Origin of the sequence: Clostridium homopropionicum DSM 5847, from assembly GCF_001263795.1 — a bacterium.
GTDB classification, from domain to species: Bacteria; Bacillota; Clostridia; order Clostridiales; family Clostridiaceae; genus Clostridium_H; species Clostridium_H homopropionicum.
This window is the reverse complement of the sequence record NZ_LHUR01000042.1, coordinates 41,707-59,980: the sequence shown is the minus strand read 5'-3', so window position 1 is coordinate 59,980 and position 18,274 is coordinate 41,707. Positions and strand designations below refer to the sequence as shown.

Sequence of the window (18,274 nt, the reverse complement as noted above, 5' to 3'; positions counted from 1 at the left end):
TAAGGCTAAAGATTTTATAATCTTTGGCCTTTTTTGTACAATGTATTTGAAAGAATTATAAAGTATATTATAATTATATAAGGTATCAATATTCCCTTGTTATATAAACTGCATAATAGGATAAAATAAATTGGAAACTTATTTAGGAGGAGACAATATGCCTAAACCAAGTATTTTCAGTAAAGATTATGATGAAAAGATGAGAAAAAGAAAGAGAAATAGAAGAATTGCAGTTCTAATTGTATTAATAGTTGCTGTAATAGCTATTGTTATTGCTTCTTTTAGCTCTAAAATTGGGGTTAATGTTAAACTAGGCATGAATAAAATAAAAGGCATAGTAATAACTAGGATGAACAAAGATTCAACAGATAAAACTAATAAAGATTCCAATAATAATTCAAAAGTTAAAAATGAAGAAACCGGTAATAACTCTGAGAACAAAAATTCTGATGCTGTAGTTCAGAAGGAAGAAGTAAAAAAAGAAGAAACTGGAGAATATACTGTTAAACTTCCTAATGGGGAAGAAATAAAATTGAAATACAGTGCAATTAATAATGAAAAGAATTATATTGAAGTAACGCCAAAAACAATAGTTTATGATATAAGCCCTTCGAAAAAGCAGGTTGTTGTATTAGAGAATGGTACTCAAAACTTAATTTTATTTGATATAAATGGTACCTTAAATGATATTTCTAAAAAGGAATATATGTCTTCTAAAGGAACTGTTTTTAGCAAGGATAGTATAATAAAAACTAACACTAGTTTTATTTGGTGTGCCTTACCCAAATTCATTAATGAAGATAATATTATTTATCAGTCTCAACTGCCTTGGTTCAATAAAGGAAGCATCAAGTATATTTGGAAGTATACTATAAGTTCAAAGGTTCATGAACATAATTTAAATGGAGGTTTAGGCGAGGTATTTGGAGCTGATATTAAATATGGAAAGCTTTATTCAGACGGGCTAGAAGTAATAATTGATGGAAATGTTAAAATAGTAAAATAACACTGATAAGGATGGTCTTAAATTTGGAAATAGGAATTTCATCTGCATGTTTTTATCCGCATGTTAATCTAGAAGAAACAATAGCTTTAATGAAAGGACTTGGTTTTCATAAGGGGGAATTATTTTTAAATTGCCCCAGTGAATTTGAAGAAAATTTTATTGAAAAGCTTAATGAGGAAAAAATTAAGCATGAATATTCTATAAACTCAATTCATGCTTTTTCATCTTCTTTTGAACCATTTCTTTTTGATAGCTACAAGAGAAGAAGAGATGATATGATAAAGCTATTTAAAAAAGTATGTAAGGCAGGAAAAGCACTTGGAGCACAAAGCTACACTTTTCATGGGATAAGAAATGTAGATTTAAATTTCATGAAAATTCCAAGAGTAATAGAAATTTATGATGAACTTTTATATATTTCCTCGGAAATAGGGATAAGCCTTTCTCAAGAGAATGTATCCTGGTGCATGTCTTCAAGACCTGATTTTCTTAAAACTCTTATAGAAAAGTGTAAATATAAATTGAATTTCACATTAGATATAAAGCAAGCCTACAGAGCATCAGTATCTCTGGAAGAGTATATTGAAATTATGGGAGAAAATATTATTAATTTGCATATAAATGATGTGGATGAGAATAATTCATGTATTTTACCTGGAGAAGGTAAAGTAGATTATGGAAAACTAAATGATAGTTTAAGAAGAATAAATTATGATGGAATGGGTATAATTGAGGTTTATAGCAATAATTACACAAGTTATAATCAGTTAATAGAAAGTAGGGAATATCTTACAAAGAATCTGTAAAAATTCAATAAAATCGTTGTTGTAATAATTTTTTTAGTATATAATATTTATTATGAAAAAATGCACATATTCATTTGTAAATAATTTATAATGTGTGTTATAATGTATGAAGTCAAAATAAGTACTTACGGTGATTGGGAGGAAAAACAGAATGAACACCAAGATAGAGAAAGTGGAAAACAATGTAGTAAAATTAGAAATAACAGTTGAAAAAGCAAAGTTTAATGAAGCTATACAAAAGGCATATAAAAAAAATGCAGGAAGATTCAATATTCCTGGATTTAGAAAAGGTAAAGCACCTTTAAATATTATAACTAGATACTATGGCGAAGGCGTATTTTATGAAGATGCAATAAACTATTGCTGCGAGGAGACATATCCAAAGGCTGTAGAAGAAAATAATTTAATGCCGGTAGATTATCCAAAAATAGATATAGTTGAAATAGGTTCTGATAAGGATTTTGTATATACTGCAGAAGTTACAGTAAAGCCTGAAGTAAAACTTAATGAATATAAAGGATTAGAAGTTAAGAAAAATACATATACTGTAAATGATGAAGACATAGAAAAAGAACTAAAATCTATGCAAGAAAAGAATGCTAGAGTTATGGCTAAAGAAGAAGGAACAATTGAAAAAGGAGATTTAGCTATAATAGACTTCAAAGGTTTCGTAAATGAAGTTGCTTTTGAAGGTGGAGAAGCAGTAGACTATTCTTTAGAAATAGGATCAGGCACTTTTATAGATACATTTGAAGATCAATTAGTAGGTTTAAAAGTAGGAGACGAAAAAGAAGTTAATGTAACTTTCCCTGAAAACTATGGAAGAGAAGAATTAAATGGCAAACCTGCTGTTTTCAAAGTTAAAGTTAAAGAAATTAAAACTAAAGAAGTTCCTGCATTAGATGATGAATTTGCTAAAGAAGTTTCTGAGTTTGATTCTTTAGATGAATTAAAGGCTGATATAAAGACTAAGTTAGAAGAAAGCAGCAAAGCTCGTGAAAAAGCAGAATACGAAGAAGCTGTTATTGCAGCAGTATGCGAAAAAGCTGAAGTAGATATTCCAACTGCTATGATAAATAAAGAAATAGATGCTATGATTCAAGATTTAGAAATGAGATTAAAATATCAAGGATTAGATCTTGAAGCTTACTATAGATATACTAACAATACAGAAGAAAAAGTTAGAGAATACATGAAAGAAACAGCTGAAAAGAGAGTTCAAACTGAATTAGTTCTTGAAAAGATTGTTAAGGATGAAAATATAGTTGCTGAAGAAGAAGAAATAAAGAATAAAGCTTTAGAAATGGTTACGCAATATGGAGCTAAAGAGCCAGAAAAATTAATTGATGCTATATTAGGAACTCAAAGAGAATTCATAACAAAACAAATAGTAAATGAAAAAGCAATAAAATTATTAGTTGAAAACAGCAAAGAGATAGCATAATATAAGTAATAGACATAATTGCCAGAAAATCTTCTGGCAATTAATTTTACAATAAAATATATAATATTTATGAATATGATGTTTAATATAGGCGATAATCATAAAGAATATATTTATAAGGAGGAGAGAGAAAAATGAGTTTAGTTCCAGTAGTAGTTGAACAAACTAATAGAGGAGAAAGATCTTACGATATTTATTCAAGATTATTAAAAGATAGAATAATTTTTTTAGGAGAAGAAGTAAATGATGTTACAGCTAGTCTTGTTGTTGCACAGTTACTATTTTTAGAAGGAGAAGATCCTGATAAAGATATTTATTTATATATAAATAGTCCTGGAGGTTCAATAACAGCTGGGATGGCTATATATGATACAATGCAATATATAAAGCCAGATGTATCAACTATTTGTGTTGGTATGGCAGCTTCTATGGGAGCATTTCTTTTAGCTTCAGGAGCTAAAGGAAAAAGATTTGCTCTACCTAATAGTGAAATAATGATACATCAACCTCTTGGTGGCTTTAAAGGTCAAGCAACAGATATTGATATTCATGCTAAAAGAATTATGAAAATCAAAAACAATTTAAATAAAATACTTAGTGAAAGAACTGGAAAGTCTTTAGAGCAAATTGAAAAAGACGTTGAGAGAGATTATTTCATGGAGGCATATGAAGCTAAAGAATATGGTCTAATTGATGACGTTGTAACAAGAAAGAAATAAACCTTAGTGAGGTGTCGTAATGACCAAATATGATGAAAAAAAACAATTAAAGTGTTCTTTTTGTGGCAAGGGTCAAGAACAAGTTAAAAGATTAATAGCAGGTCCAGGAGTTTATATATGTGATGAATGTATAGACTTATGTTCTGAGATAATAGCAGATGAATTTGATGAGACAGCGCAAGTTGATATTGGTGCCCTTCCAAAGCCAACTGAAATAAAAGATTACTTAGATCAATATGTGATTGGTCAAGATGGAGCAAAAAAAGCTTTAGCAGTGGCTGTATATAATCATTATAAAAGAATAAATTCAGTAGTTGATGGGGATGACGTAGAACTTCAAAAGAGTAATATCCTATTTTTAGGACCTACTGGTTCTGGAAAGACGTTACTTGCCCAAACTTTAGCAAGGCTTTTAAATGTTCCTTTTGCAATTGCTGATGCTACTACATTAACAGAAGCAGGTTATGTTGGTGAAGATGTTGAAAACATACTTTTAAAGCTTATACAAAATTCTGATTATGATATTGAGAAAGCTGAAAGAGGAATAATCTATATCGATGAAATAGACAAAATAGCTAGAAAGTCAGAAAATCCTTCTATAACAAGAGATGTATCTGGTGAAGGAGTACAACAAGCTCTACTTAAAATACTTGAAGGAACTGTAGCTTCTGTTCCACCACAGGGAGGAAGAAAGCATCCTCATCAAGAGTTTATACAAATAAATACATCTAATATATTATTTATTTGTGGAGGAGCCTTTGATGGTATAGATAAAATTATTGAAAAGAGAACAAGAAGAACTAGCTTAGGCTTCGGCTCAGAAATTCAATCAAAAGAAGAAAAGGATATGGGAGAATTACTTAAGGAAATCGTTCCGCAAGATTTATTAAAGTTTGGTTTAATTCCAGAATTTGTAGGAAGACTTCCTATACTTGTAACCCTTGAATCATTAGATAAGGAAGCTCTTGTTAAAATATTAAAAGAACCTAAGAATGCTCTTGTAAAGCAATATCAAAAGCTGCTTCAAATGGATAATGTTGAGCTTGAATTTAAAGATGAAGCTCTAATAGCTATTGCTGAAGAAGCTATAAAGAGAAAAACTGGTGCAAGAGGCTTGAGGGCTATAATTGAAGATATAATGAGAGACATTATGTTCGATATACCTTCAAGAGAAGAAATTCAAAAGGTTTGTATAAATGAAGATACTATAAAGAACAAGCAGCCAGAAATTATACTTGCTGAAGGAGGAGTTAGGCAGCCTATAACTCCACAAAAAAGAAAAAGAAAAAAAAGAGGCATAGAAACAGCATAATAAATGAATAGTTTTAATAATAGGATAGAGTAAAATGCTCTATCCTATTTAATTTAGAAATTATATTTTATAGAACAATAATGTCATAAAACTTAGCTTATCCTAAGTATTATATTTCCTTGTTTTGAACAGAATACTAAGAGAAAATAAAATAAGCAAGGGGATGAAATTTAATGTCAGGCTCAATAATAAGTATTATAAGTTTAGGCGTTACGATAATTATGGGAATTTATTTTTTTAATGTGTTAAAAGAGCAAACAGGACATAAGACAGTAGTAGCTAGGGAAAATAGAAGAGAAATGGAAAAGTTAAGTAAGATGAGGAGCATAAAACTAACAGAACCTCTCACAGAAAAAGGGAGACCTACTTCATTCCAGGAAATAGTTGGTCAAGAGAAAGGTATAAGAGCTCTCCAAGCAGCAATATGTAGCCCAAATCCACAGCACGTAATAATATATGGACCACCTGGAGTTGGTAAGACTGCCGCTGCAAGGCTTGTACTAGAGTATGCAAAAAAGAAAAAAATATCACCGTTTATGGAAGGTGCTAAGTTTGTTGAAATTGATGCTACAACAGTAAGATTTGATGACAGGGGGATTGCTGACCCTTTAATAGGCTCAGTCCATGACCCAATTTATCAGGGAGCAGGGGCTCTTGGAAGTGCCGGAATACCGCAACCAAAACCTGGAGCAGTAACAAAAGCACATGGAGGGATACTTTTTATAGATGAAATAGGGGAACTACATCCAGTAGAGATGAATAAACTCTTAAAGGTTATGGAAGATAGAAAAGTAATTTTAGATAGTGCATATTATAATTCAGAAGATCCTAATATGCCAGAATACATAAAAGAAGTTTTTGAAAATGGACTTCCAGCCGATTTCAGGTTAATCGGTGCTACTACAAGAAATCCAGAAGAAATATGTGCAGCAATCAGATCAAGATGTGTAGAGGTATTTTTTAGACCATTATTACAAGAAGAAATAGAGATTATAGTTAAAAACTGTGTAGATAAAATTGGTTTCAAAATAGAGGAAAGAGCCAAAAAACTTGTTGGTAAATATTCTAATAATGGTAGAGATGCTGTTGGACTTGTGCAAATGGGTGCTGGAATAGCTTTAAATGAAGAAAGAGATACAATATTAGTAGAAGATATTGAGTGGATTATAGAAAATGGGCAATATTCTCCAAGACCAGAAAAGAATGTTCCTGAAAAACCTCAAGTAGGATATGTAAACGGACTTGCAGTTTATGGAGCTAATATGGGAGTTGTAATGGAAATTGAGGCTAGTTCTCAAATGGCCGTAAACAGAAAAGGGCAAATTGTAGTAACTGGTATAGTTGAAGAAGAAGAGATAAGTAGTAGTAATAAAAAGATTAAAAGAAAAAGTACAGCAAAAGGCTCTATTGAAAATGTAGTTAGTGTATTAGGAAAGTTATTTAATATAAATTGTGACGAATATGATATTCATGTAAATTTCCCAGGAGGTATGCCTGTTGATGGACCTTCAGCTGGAATAAGTATAGTTACTGCTGTTTATAGTGCTATTACAGGAATACCAGTAGACAGTAAAGTGGCCATGACAGGTGAGATATCTCTTCATGGAAGAGTAAAGCCTATTGGTGGAGTTAATGCAAAAATATCTGCTGCTAAAAAAGCAGGTGCAAAAAAAGTAATTATACCTAAGGAAAATTGGCAGGATAAATTTAAAGATGAAAATGAAATTAAAATAATTTCCGTATCAAATATTAATGAAGTGCTAGAAATAGCCCTTGTGAAAGAAAATAAAAATGAATCTATAATAATTACAAGTCCAAATACAGATGTTTTAACAGCGGAATCAATATAAAGTTTATCTAGCCCTTTTACCTTTTGGTAGAAGGGCTAGATATTAAACTAATTGAAAAAAATTTAGTTTATAGGTATAATAGCATAGTATAAAATGTTTATGAATTTTGTGGGATAACAATATTAAAACTAGAAGTGAGGGAAACACATGGAAAAACAATATAAAGTTCTTCCTTTAATTCCATTAAGAGGTATTACTATATTTCCTCATATGGTATTACATTTTGATGTGGGGAGAGAAAAATCTCTTCTAGCAGTTGAAGAAGCAATGGTAAATAATCAGCAAATTTTTCTAGCTGGACAAAAGGAAGCGAAAGTAGAAGAGCCAGAGGAAAAAGATATTTATGATATAGGAACAGTATGTAATATTAAACAGATATTAAAGCTGCCTGGAGATACAATTAGGGTATTAGTTGAAGGTGAAAATAGAGCTAAACTCGTTAGCTATATTGAAAATGAACCTTCCTTCAAAGTAAAAACTGAAATTCTAGAAGATAAAGAATGTGAAGATAAGGATAAATGTGAAGCTCTAATCAGAATGGTGTCAGATGCCTTTGATGAATATATCAGACTATCTAATTCTGTTTCCTCAGAAATGCTTTTAAATATAGATGAGATTGATGAGCCAGGAAGAATGGCTGATATTATGAGTTCATATTTGATTTTAAAGGAAGAAAAGAAACAAGAGTTACTTGAAGCTTATGATGTTTATGTTAGGCTTGAAAAGCTATTACTAATCTTAAAAAATGAAATAGAAATTTTAAATATTGAAAGAAAAATTGGGTTAAAAGTAAAAAACAAAATAGACAAGTCACAAAAGGAATATTTTTTGAGAGAACAACTCAAGGCTATACAAGAAGAACTTGGAGAAGAGGATGAGAATAAAAAGGAAATTCAGGAATATCTAAAAAAAATAAAGAAATTAAAGTTGCCTAAAGAGGTAAAGGATAAAGCAAACTATGAGTTAAATAGACTAAAAACTACTGGAGCTTATTCCTCAGAAGGTGGCATAATTAGAACCTATTTAGATTGGATTCTTGATATTCCATGGACGAAGAAAACTGATGATAATCTTGATATAAAAAGAGCTAGAGAAATACTTGAAAATGAACATTATGGATTGGAAGATGTTAAGGATAGGATAATTGAATTTCTAGCAGTAAAAAGTATAAGCAAGTCTTTAAAAGGTCCTATATTATGCTTAGTTGGTCCTCCTGGGGTTGGTAAAACATCTATAGGAAGATCTATTGCTAATGCATTAAATAGAAACTTCGTAAGAATGTCTCTAGGTGGAGTTAGAGATGAAGCAGAAATAAGGGGACATAGAAGAACCTATGTTGGAGCAATTCCTGGAAGAATAGTCTATGGAATGAAACAAGCTGGTTCTAAGAATCCATTATTCTTATTGGATGAAATTGATAAGTTAAATAGTGATTTTAGAGGAGATCCAGCTAGTGCTTTACTTGAAGTGCTAGATGCAGAACAAAACAAAACCTTTAGGGATCATTATTTAGAGTTAGATTTAGACCTTTCAGAAGTTATGTTTATTACTACAGCAAATAGTCTAGATACTATACCTAGACCTTTGCTTGATAGAATGGAGATAATAGAAGTGTCTGGATACACATATGAGGAAAAGTTTCAAATAGCTAAGAGGCATTTAATAAAGAAAGAGCTTACAGAACATGGTTTAGGTGAAGACAAAATTACTTTTTCAGATGCCTCTATATATAAAATTATTGAGGATTATACAAGGGAATCTGGAGTAAGAAATCTTGAAAGAAAAATAGCTTCTGTTATAAGAAAATCAATTGCAGAAATCCTTGAAAAAAATAAAGAAAGTGTCAATATTACGGCTAATCATATTAGAAAATACTTAGGATCAGAAATATTTTCTTTTGATAAAGCAAGCAAGGTTGATAAAGTTGGTGTAGTTATGGGAATGGCTTGGACAGGATATGGTGGAGATACTCTCCCCCTTGAAGTTACTATAATGCAAGGAAAAGGTAAACTTCAGCTTACAGGTCAATTAGGTGATGTGATGAAGGAATCTGCAGAAGCTGGTTATAGTTATGTAAGAGCTAATGCAGAAAAGTATGGAATAAACCCTGATTTTTATAAGGAAAAGGATATACACATTCATGCTCCAGAAGGTGCAGTTCCTAAGGATGGTCCTTCTGCTGGAGTTACAATGATTACTGGCTTGGTTTCTGCCTTAAGCAATAGGAAAGTAAAGCATAATGTAGCTATGACTGGTGAAATAACTCTTACTGGAAGAGTTCTTCCTATAGGAGGATTAAAGGAAAAGACCTTGGCAGCCTTTAGAGCAGGTATAGATACTATTATAATTCCAAAAGCAAATGAAAAAGATTTGAGGAAAATACCAAAGTCTATTCTAGGAAAGATTAAGGTTGTATTAGCAGAAAAAATTGATGATGTGCTTGAGAATGCTTTAGTGGAGGATAGTAAGAATGATAATTAAAAATTCTGAATTTATGACCTCAGCTGTAAGCCCTAATCAATATCCTACAGATAATAGAATCGAAATTGCTTTTGTAGGAAGATCCAATGCTGGGAAATCTTCTTTAATTAACACTATTACTAATAGGAGAAAGCTTGCAAAAACAAGTTCAACACCTGGAAAAACCAGATTAATAAACTTTTTCCTAATAAATAATCAATTCTATTTTGTGGATTTACCAGGGTATGGTTTTGCTAAAGTATCTAAAAGTGAGCAAGAAAAATGGGGCCATATGATGGAAAAATATTTAATTGACAGAACTCAATTAAAGAGAATTACCTTACTGGTTGATTCAAGACATAAGCCTACAAAAGATGATGTCTTAATGTACCAGTGGATAAAACATTATGGATATGAAGTAATAGTGGTAGCCACAAAAAGTGATAAATTAAAGAAAAGTGAATATCAGAAAAATAAGAAAGTAATTTTAGAAACCTTAAACCTAGCAGAAGAAGATAAGTTTTTATTCTTTTCTTCACTAAGTAAAGAAGGAAAAGATGAACTTCTAGAAGTAATAACAAATGGAATAATAGTAGAAGAATAAAAAGATAAGCGAATTCACGTGTTTGAATTCGCTTATCTTTTTATTACTTTAACTTTTTTCTTTTAGTGTCAAATTAAAATAGTCCTGAATAGTATATATTATAAACAAAAGATAAAGCAGGATGGGCAGAAAGGGGGATGTAAGGTGGATTTTAACAATATGGAAAGTGTTAGCGCTTGGATAAACGATTTAACAGGTGGGAATGGCATAGAGGGGCTCGGCGATATAAGTAAACTCACCGGCCTATTAGGAAGTAAAGGTCTTGGATTAGGTTTAGGAAATAGATTTCCTATACTTCTAATCTTAGCTTTAATACTACTATTCGGCAATAAGGGAGGGAACTTTAATTCCCCACAATATGCATGCTGCTGTTGCAAGAGAAAGCATCGAAGACATCACAGAAGATGTGATTGCTCTTGTGGTTGTAGTAGCTGTGGAAACCAATTTGGTAGCTGTGGCTATGGTTGTGGCTATGGGAACCGATATGGATCAGGATATGGAAATATAATATTTATTATTATAATTTTACTCATAATCCAATTTGGTAAGAAAAACTTTATAGCTGCAAATACTTCTACAGGTAGCATATTCAACTTCAGTGGTAATGATGCCAAAGATACAGAGGATAATTTAGTTTATACAGATGCTGATGAAGAAGAATAAATTACATTGAAACCATGGCCCAAGAAAGGGGGGTATATCATGTCAAGAAGATCAAGAGAATGTTGTTGCGGATTTGGACCAGTTGCTGGCGCATATGCTGGAGCAGGATGCGGTGGATTCGATCCATGCAGATTAGCATTATTCTTATTAATCCTAAAGAAAGCATGCATAATCGATGCTGAAAGTGCTACTATACTAATATTCTTATTCTTACTTTGCTGTAAGGGATTTGGATCAAGAGGGATCTGTGCTTGCTAATATTAAAAACTAAGGAGGGCTTTTAGCCCTCCTATTTTGGAATAGAGAGGTGAGAAAATGTCAAAGCATAAGAGAAGAAAAACAGGAGAAGGAAGAAATGATTGTGTAAGCGGAACTAACTGCCAATGTGAAAATGGGAGCAGCTTTGATGGAAATATGAATAATTTAGCTGGAATCTTAGGGAATATAGATATTAATCAAATAACCTCTCTTTTAAATGCATCTGGTATCTTAGGGAATAAAGGAAATACTTCGATAAATGAAGATAAAATAAAAGATATTGGAGGAGAAGTTAAAGAAGGTATACTTAATAATTTAGACATCAGTCAGTTACTAAGCCAGGCTAATGAATTAAATAGTATAATTAATATGAATAATTACAAAGATTTAGAATATGAAGAAGAGGATAGTAAACATAAAACTAAGCAAAAGTATGATAGGGAAAATGATAATACAAACACTCAACAGAGCGGAGACTCTATTGTAGCTCTTCTGAATGTGCTAAAGTCACTTGTAACTCCAGATAAAGCTCAAATAATAGATAGGATTGTGGGACTTTATATTGAAGGAAAAATTTAAATCAGTACCCCCAATGTTTAATGAAAATTATATTTAAATTAAAAAAATATTAATAGTAATATTAATATTTTTTAAAAAGCTACGATAAAATATTTAGTTTAATATTGGGGGGAAAGATTTATGTCCAAATTTTCACATTTATTAGAGCTACTATTAATGCTGCAATATAAAGAATTTTCTACAGCTGCAGAACTAGCTGATATTCTAGAGGTGGACAAGAAAACTATATATAGATATATAGAAAATCTACAATTATCCAATATTCCAGTGGAATCTAAAAAAGGAAGATATGGCGGATTCTATATAAATAAGGATTTTTACATTAAATATCCTAAGCTTGAGATGGAAGAAATGCAGGCATTACTTTTAGCATCAAAGATACTTTCAAAGGAAAATGGTTTCTTCTACTCAGATGAATTAAAAAAAGCTATAGTTAAAATTAAAGGATGTTCTTTAAATGAAGATGACAGCTTATTTGATTTTAAAGAAAATGTAGCTTTTGAGATGAGAAAAGCAGGTAATTTGGAGAATTTTAATGATATTATATCTAAGATAAATTATTCAATGAGTAGAGGAAAAGTAATTAGCATTAAGTATTTTTCAATGAATAGAAATAGTGAAGTGGAGATAAAGCTTAATCCATATACTATTTTTTGCAAGAATGGCATATGGTATTTAATTGCCTATTGTCACAGCACAAATAGAGAAAGAATTTTTGACGTTTGTAGAATCAAACAATTAAAAATTACTAATGATATTTTTATTAAGCCTAGAAACTTTTCCTTGAAAGATTATTTAAAAAGTTTTAGGAATCTTCATTTAGAAGGGAAAATTAGAGTAAAGGTAAAGTTTAATAAAGCCATCACTGAATTTATAGAAGAAGGCAAATGGTTAATGGATCAACAAATAGAGAAAACCAGCGATGGAAATACAATTTTTCATACCTTTGTTAATGAACTAGGAGAAATAAAAAGTTGGCTTTTAGGTTTTGGCACTAAAGTAGAAGTATTAGAACCAGAAGAACTTAGAAATGATATACACAAAGAAATAGCAGGTATGGCAAAGTTATACATAAAAGATTTTATGATAAGTGAATAAAATTTCTTCAAAAAGGTTAACATATATAATGTACAGTGGAGGAGTAATAGTTTATAAAAAAATGTTACCCTCTTGATAGTGCTAAAACCCCCCATCCCCCTTTTGATTCGGACCGCAGAAGCGGTCCATTTTTATTTATTTATTTAATTGATAGAACATATTTTATACTGATACTTATCTTCTAGAGAAGATTTTATTCTCAAGGTTACTTTTATAGTTAAGTTTTTATATTCATCTGGATTACTTATTAAATTTTCTTTAAAGTTTAAAGTCCATTGAACTTCAGTAGGATCTCCATTGCTGTTACTTTTAGTATCCATAAAAATAGCATCTTGAAAAATAAAGTTCTTATCTGCTGACATTATCTTATTTATTGCGGAATTTAAATTTGAGTATAGCTTTGAATCAAGAATGTCCTTGTTCATTTCTAAGTTTTGCTTATCTTTACTAGTCATCATGTTTATAAAGCTTTGAATAGTATCTTTGCCCATGAAGGTATCAGTTACACTATAATCATATTTTTGAAATTTACCTTGAATAAGTATATAATTTGAAATATTAAAATTAGTTTCTCCTATTTTCCCAGAAATAAATTTAGGAGTTTTATTATTTGTAACATCTAAAAAACCTAAGAGATTATTATTGCTGGAGAATATATCTAGAAATTTGCCCTTATTGTATATAAAAACATGCTGAATAGGTTTATTGTTCTCAGAAGATTGAATAAAAATTTCTGGGAAGTTATCTCTTGATATATCATACAACTTAATCCTCATGGGCCAGTAGTCAGAATGTGTCCCTAGTGTAGGAAGTTTACTTTCAGGTTCAAGTGGAAATGTTTCCTTTTGGGAACTTACCTGAACAACATATTTATCTTTATTAATTGTACTTATGTAAAGAACATCTCCCTTCCCATCTCCCGTTAAATCTGCTTTTATTGCTTTATTAAATGAGCTAACTTTAAAAATTGGAGAGGAATCCTTCATAGAAATGCGTGAAATAATAAAAAAAGTAAATACAACTAACACTAAAAAAAAGTAAAACACATGTTTTTTTCTTAAAAATAAAATTCTAAGCTTCAAATTAGTCACCTCCAGTTAATTATATTTATGAAGGAAACTAAAAAAATATTTATAAAATAAAAAAAAGAGAAGGGATTAATATCCATTCTCATAATTATATTGATCTTTACATTCGTTGCATAATCCATAAAAGTAAATTTTATTTGAAAGTACTTGAAAATCAGTATAATCTTTAATTGAATCGTTAAGTTCGTCAAAAGATATACCCTCAATGTCATCAACTTTTCCGCAAGAGATACATTGTATATGTGGGTGAGGAGCAGTTTGACCGTCATAGCGGAAGTTTCCCTCTCCTACATTTAATTCAGTAACAAGATTTACCTCAACTAAAGTTTTTAATGCTTTATAAACTGTTGCAAGACTCATAGTAGGATAATCTTTATGCAATGCTTTATAGACAGTTTCTGCTGATGGATGCTCTTTAGTAGAACGTAGATACATGTAAACTGCAATTCTCTGTGGTGTTAATTTTAATTTTTTTTCTTTAAAAATTGTTGTGATATTGTCCATAGAAACCACCCTTCAAACTAATCATACATTATTATATAATAAAAATTATCCGCTGTCAAATCTTCTTAATACAATATGCATTTTTTATTTAATACATATATAGCATTAGTAGCATAATATAATAGTAAAAGAGAGGGGGAATTATGTTTTGATAAAAACTTATGTATTAGACACTAATGTAATTTTGTATTCTCCGCGGTCTATATTATGCTTTGATAACGGTATAGTTGTAATACCAGAGGTAGTTCTTGAAGAATTAGATGCTCTTAAAAAAAATACTGGGGAATTAGGAGCAAATGCAAGAACTGCAGCTAGGTTAATAGATGGGTTTAGAAAGAAAGGAAATCTTTGTGAAGGAATAGAATTACCTAATGGTGGGAAGCTTAGAGTGGAGATGAATCATTATGATACAAACATTCCATCTTATTGGGATAAAATGAAGGCAGATAATAGAATTATTCAAGTTTGCATAGGATTAAAGGAAGCTGGGCAAGAAGTTCATTTAATAACAAAAGATATTTTCGAGAGAATAAAAGCTGATACTGTTGGGATAGATGTTGATGATTACTATGAAAAAGTTGTTCCAGAATATGATGATCAATATACGGGAAGAAGCGAAGTCTATACTACTTCTGAAAATATAGATTTTTTTTATAAAAACAAATATATATTAATAAAGGATATAAAAGTTTACTCAGAAGAAACAGGAGAATATTTAACTCCTAAATTATATTTAAATGAATTTTTGATAATTCACTCCCTTGACAATCCTAGAAAAACCGCATTGGCAAAATTTGACGGAGAAAAGGCAGTTGCACTTTTGTATAAGGAAATGAATCCTATGGGAATAAGTCCTAGAAATTTAGGACAGAAATTTATGCTAGAAGCTTTATTTACTAGTGCAAAGGAAGTTCCTTTAGCTATTATCAAGGGACCCGCAGGAACAGCAAAAACACTATTTTCCTTAGCCGTTGGACTTCATAAAATTATGGAAGATAATAGTGGACAATATAGAAGAATTCTAGTTTGTAGACCAAATGTAACTATGGATGAGGAAATTGGGTATCTTCCTGGAACAGAGCAAGAGAAGATAGCTCCTTATATGAGACCTGTCTTAGATAACTTGGAAATATTAATTGACTCAGATGAAAAAGAAAGATATAGAAATGAAAAGGAACTAAATGATAAAATTAGAGAATTATTTGATAGAAGAATTATAACTACAGAAGCAGTAGGTTTTTTAAGAGGAAGGTCTATTGTGAAAAATTGGATTATTATTGATGAAGCACAAAATTTATCCCCTAAGCAAGTAAAAGCAATTACAACCAGAGTAGGAGAAGGGACAAAATTAGTACTTATTGGTGACCCAGAGCAGATAGATCAGCCATTTCTAGATTATAGATCTAATGGACTTTGTTATGCATCAGAAAGAATGAAAGGGAGTCCTCTATGCTATCAAGTTACCTTAAAATATGATGAATGTGAAAGATCGCCACTGGCCCATGATGCTTCTAAGAGGCTTTAAACGAGAAATATCAAAAAACGTCAATTTATTTTGACGTTTTTTTGATGTTTATAAACTATTTTATATATTTATGAATAATATTCTTGTGTTAACAAAAAATTTAATTTGAAAATAAGACTATTTATTGTACAATATAAGGTGGATTAATAAAAAAAGGGATGAGGAATTTTATGAGAAATACAAGTACCAGAGATAGTAGAAGTGGTAAAAAGAAAAAAAAGAGAAAATTTTCACTAAAATTGTTTATAGGATTTTTAGTTTTTGAAATAATATTTACTGGAGCTACAGGACCATTTATGCTTTACTATGGGCCATTTGAAAATGCAAAAAGCACAATGGTTGGTGCGGCTATGACTACCTTAACTCACCAATGGATTGCCACAGCTTTCTTATCCGATGAGAAAATAAATGAAATTTTAAATAAGAGTAAGATTGAAGAAATCGATCCAAACTTACAAATGAATTCAGAGGATTTAGAAATAAAAAATAGTGGAGACAATACTATTGAAAGATATGAAATAGATGGCAAGACTTTTAATGGGTATTTGCTAGTAGTTAAGGATCCAAAACGTGTGAGGGTAGGCTATAGCAGCAAGCTTGGAAAGGTTGGAGAAACCACCAGTAAAATTGCAAAAAATAATAATGCTGTAGCTGCAATTAATGCTGGAGGCTTTACAGACGAATCTGCTAACGGAAAGCAATGGGCTGGAAATGGCGGATTACCAAGAGGAATTATAATGTCAAATGGCAAAATTGTTTTTAATGACTATAAAAATGATAATGTGAAAGATGATATTGTAGCTATTACAAAAAAAGGCGTTCTTTTAGTAGGTAAGCATACTGTAGCAGAGCTTAAAGAAAAAGAAGTAACTGAAGCAGTATCCTTTGGCCCAGCCTTAATAGTAAATGGTCAAAAAACAATTACCAGCGGAGATGGTGGATGGGGTAAGGCTCCTCGTACAGCCATTGGACAGAGAAAAGATGGAAGCATTTTATTGTTAGTTATGGATGGAGTGCAAGTAAAAAGGTTAGCTGCAACTTTAAAAGAGGTACAAGATGTTCTCTATGAAAATGGAGCTTATAATGCAAGTAATTTAGATGGGGGCTCTTCAACTACTATGTATTATAATGGAAAGGTAATTAATCAACCTTATAATGCACTTGGAGAAAGATCAATACCATCAGTTATTTATGTTGAGCCTTAAAGGAGAGTAAAAAATGAAAGCAATAAAGAGAATAATTATATGGATATTAATATCCATAATAGGGCAAGTAGCAGTATTATTCTATGTTAATAATTATTTATTTGCATCAGAGGATGTTAGCGGCAGTATTGTCAGCAAGAAAATTGAAGATGGAAAAGAGAGAGAAAAAAAGAATGTGGATATAATAATTCCAAATGAAGCTAAGAACGTAGCTTTATCCTTTGATGGTTCTTATGCAGCCTATTATAAGGATGATGTATTTAAGGTAGTTGACGTATATACAGGAGATGAAAAGACAGTAGATTTAGAGGACAAGCTTAAAGTTTCATTTTTTAAATGGGCTCCAGATAGAAATATTATAATGATATCGGCAAAGAAAGAATATAATAATAGTGCAAAATTCCTATTTTACTCTTATGACGCTGAAAGAGACATGGCAGCAAAGCTGGAAACAAAAGAAGAAGATGAAACTGCATTTGTTACATCAAAAACCTCAGAAGTGGAGGATATTCAGTTATCTCCGTTTACAAACATGACTTATATAAAGACTGCTTTAAGTGGAGGAAGAAGTACTATTCACAGCATTAATATAATGAAAAGAATAAATAAAGTAGATACTCAAGTGTACTTTATTGGAGATATAAGAATAGTACCTAATGATGATAAAATAGCCTACGAAGCTAACACAAAAAATAAAGTGTACATTACTGGAAAGACAAAACCTATAAGCATTGAAGGAGTAGACAAATTAGCTCTTATTGATGTGGATGACAATGATAATATTTATGTAGGACAGGTTGAAGAAACTCAAGGATCAACTAAAATAAAAAATATTTACTATGGCACAACAAATGAAGATTCAAGCCAGTGGAAAGCTCTTAGTTTAACTGAGCCGGTTAATAAGAAAGATATATTTATATCAAGAAACGGAAACGTATATATTAATGATGATTTAAAGGGTATTGTAACAGAATTAAAGTCAGGGAAACAGACAAAATATAAAGGAATATTCCTTCAAATGTATAATGGAGGAGTAGCCTCAATAAGTGATGAAAAGCTGTTAGAAACTGCACTAAAATAGTTTAAACATTATTTAGGTTATCTTAAGATACAATTTATTTTAATATTGCATCTTAAGATAACCTTTTTATAT

The 18,274-nt window shown here is 30.8% G+C and carries 17 protein-coding genes; 15 read left to right on the top strand and 2 right to left on the bottom strand.

The window, feature by feature from the left end:
• Positions 1-157: 157 nt before the first annotated feature.
• The 12 genes from CLHOM_RS15315 to CLHOM_RS15260 all read left to right on the top strand — a co-directional run bounded on the left by CLHOM_RS15315 (position 158) and on the right by CLHOM_RS15260 (position 12,799).
• Positions 158-1,006 carry a hypothetical protein gene (locus CLHOM_RS15315; RefSeq protein ID WP_052222573.1) on the top strand — a complete coding sequence of 283 codons (849 nt, stop codon included), beginning with the start codon at positions 158-160 and terminating at the stop codon, positions 1,004-1,006.
• Positions 1,007-1,029: 23 nt separating this feature from the next.
• Complete coding sequence (locus CLHOM_RS15310) at positions 1,030-1,812, top strand: sugar phosphate isomerase/epimerase family protein (RefSeq protein ID WP_052222572.1); 783 nt, start codon at positions 1,030-1,032, stop codon at positions 1,810-1,812.
• 151 nt (positions 1,813-1,963) lie between these two features.
• Complete coding sequence (gene tig, locus CLHOM_RS15305; protein ID WP_052222571.1) at positions 1,964-3,256, top strand: trigger factor; 1,293 nt, start codon at positions 1,964-1,966, stop codon at positions 3,254-3,256.
• A 134-nt stretch (positions 3,257-3,390) separates the two neighbouring features.
• The gene (gene clpP, locus CLHOM_RS15300) at positions 3,391-3,975 is read left to right on the top strand and encodes an ATP-dependent Clp endopeptidase proteolytic subunit ClpP (RefSeq protein WP_052222570.1); all 585 of its coding nucleotides are present in this window, start codon (positions 3,391-3,393) and stop codon (positions 3,973-3,975) included.
• A 19-nt stretch (positions 3,976-3,994) separates the two neighbouring features.
• Positions 3,995-5,287 carry an ATP-dependent Clp protease ATP-binding subunit ClpX gene (gene clpX, locus CLHOM_RS15295; protein ID WP_052222569.1) on the top strand — a complete coding sequence of 431 codons (1,293 nt, stop codon included), beginning with the start codon at positions 3,995-3,997 and terminating at the stop codon, positions 5,285-5,287.
• A 173-nt stretch (positions 5,288-5,460) separates the two neighbouring features.
• Positions 5,461-7,137, top strand: coding sequence for an ATP-dependent protease LonB (lonB, locus tag CLHOM_RS15290; protein ID WP_052222568.1), 1,677 nt, complete (start codon positions 5,461-5,463; stop codon positions 7,135-7,137).
• Positions 7,138-7,284: 147 nt separating this feature from the next.
• Positions 7,285-9,618: an endopeptidase La gene (lon, locus tag CLHOM_RS15285; protein ID WP_052222567.1), complete on the top strand. Its 2,334-nt coding sequence runs from the start codon at positions 7,285-7,287 to the stop codon at positions 9,616-9,618.
• Complete coding sequence (yihA, locus tag CLHOM_RS15280) at positions 9,608-10,201, top strand: ribosome biogenesis GTP-binding protein YihA/YsxC (protein WP_052222566.1); 594 nt, start codon at positions 9,608-9,610, stop codon at positions 10,199-10,201. Before lon ends, yihA begins: the two co-directional genes overlap by 11 nt.
• Positions 10,202-10,345: 144 nt before the next feature.
• The gene (locus CLHOM_RS15275) at positions 10,346-10,864 is read left to right on the top strand and encodes a hypothetical protein (protein WP_052222565.1); all 519 of its coding nucleotides are present in this window, start codon (positions 10,346-10,348) and stop codon (positions 10,862-10,864) included.
• Between the two features lie 39 nt (positions 10,865-10,903).
• Positions 10,904-11,122, top strand: coding sequence for a hypothetical protein (locus CLHOM_RS18580; protein ID WP_052222564.1), 219 nt, complete (start codon positions 10,904-10,906; stop codon positions 11,120-11,122).
• Positions 11,123-11,179: 57 nt separating this feature from the next.
• Positions 11,180-11,701, top strand: a complete 522-nt coding sequence (locus CLHOM_RS15265; protein ID WP_052222563.1) for a hypothetical protein — start codon at positions 11,180-11,182, stop codon at positions 11,699-11,701.
• A 120-nt stretch (positions 11,702-11,821) separates the two neighbouring features.
• Complete coding sequence (locus tag CLHOM_RS15260; RefSeq protein ID WP_052222562.1) at positions 11,822-12,799, top strand: helix-turn-helix transcriptional regulator; 978 nt, start codon at positions 11,822-11,824, stop codon at positions 12,797-12,799.
• Positions 12,800-12,942: 143 nt separating this feature from the next.
• On the opposite strand, the gene CLHOM_RS15255 is transcribed toward CLHOM_RS15260, so the two are convergent.
• Together CLHOM_RS15255 and perR are read right to left on the bottom strand one after the other, a co-directional pair.
• Complete coding sequence (locus CLHOM_RS15255) at positions 12,943-13,881, bottom strand: hypothetical protein (RefSeq protein WP_052222561.1); 939 nt, start codon at positions 13,879-13,881, stop codon at positions 12,943-12,945.
• A 75-nt stretch (positions 13,882-13,956) separates the two neighbouring features.
• Positions 13,957-14,391: a transcriptional regulator PerR gene (gene perR / locus CLHOM_RS15250; RefSeq protein WP_052222560.1), complete on the bottom strand. Its 435-nt coding sequence runs from the start codon at positions 14,389-14,391 to the stop codon at positions 13,957-13,959.
• A 148-nt stretch (positions 14,392-14,539) separates the two neighbouring features.
• Between perR and CLHOM_RS15245 the strand changes: the two genes are divergently transcribed.
• From CLHOM_RS15245 to CLHOM_RS15235, 3 genes are all read left to right on the top strand, one after another.
• Complete coding sequence (locus tag CLHOM_RS15245; RefSeq protein ID WP_052222559.1) at positions 14,540-15,916, top strand: PhoH family protein; 1,377 nt, start codon at positions 14,540-14,542, stop codon at positions 15,914-15,916.
• A 170-nt stretch (positions 15,917-16,086) separates the two neighbouring features.
• Positions 16,087-17,121: a phosphodiester glycosidase family protein gene (locus CLHOM_RS15240; RefSeq protein WP_052222558.1), complete on the top strand. Its 1,035-nt coding sequence runs from the start codon at positions 16,087-16,089 to the stop codon at positions 17,119-17,121.
• A gap of 13 nt (positions 17,122-17,134) precedes the next feature.
• Positions 17,135-18,202 (top strand): hypothetical protein, encoded by a 1,068-nt coding sequence (locus tag CLHOM_RS15235; RefSeq protein ID WP_052222557.1) that lies wholly within the window; start codon positions 17,135-17,137, stop codon positions 18,200-18,202.
• Positions 18,203-18,274: the final 72 nt, after the last annotated feature.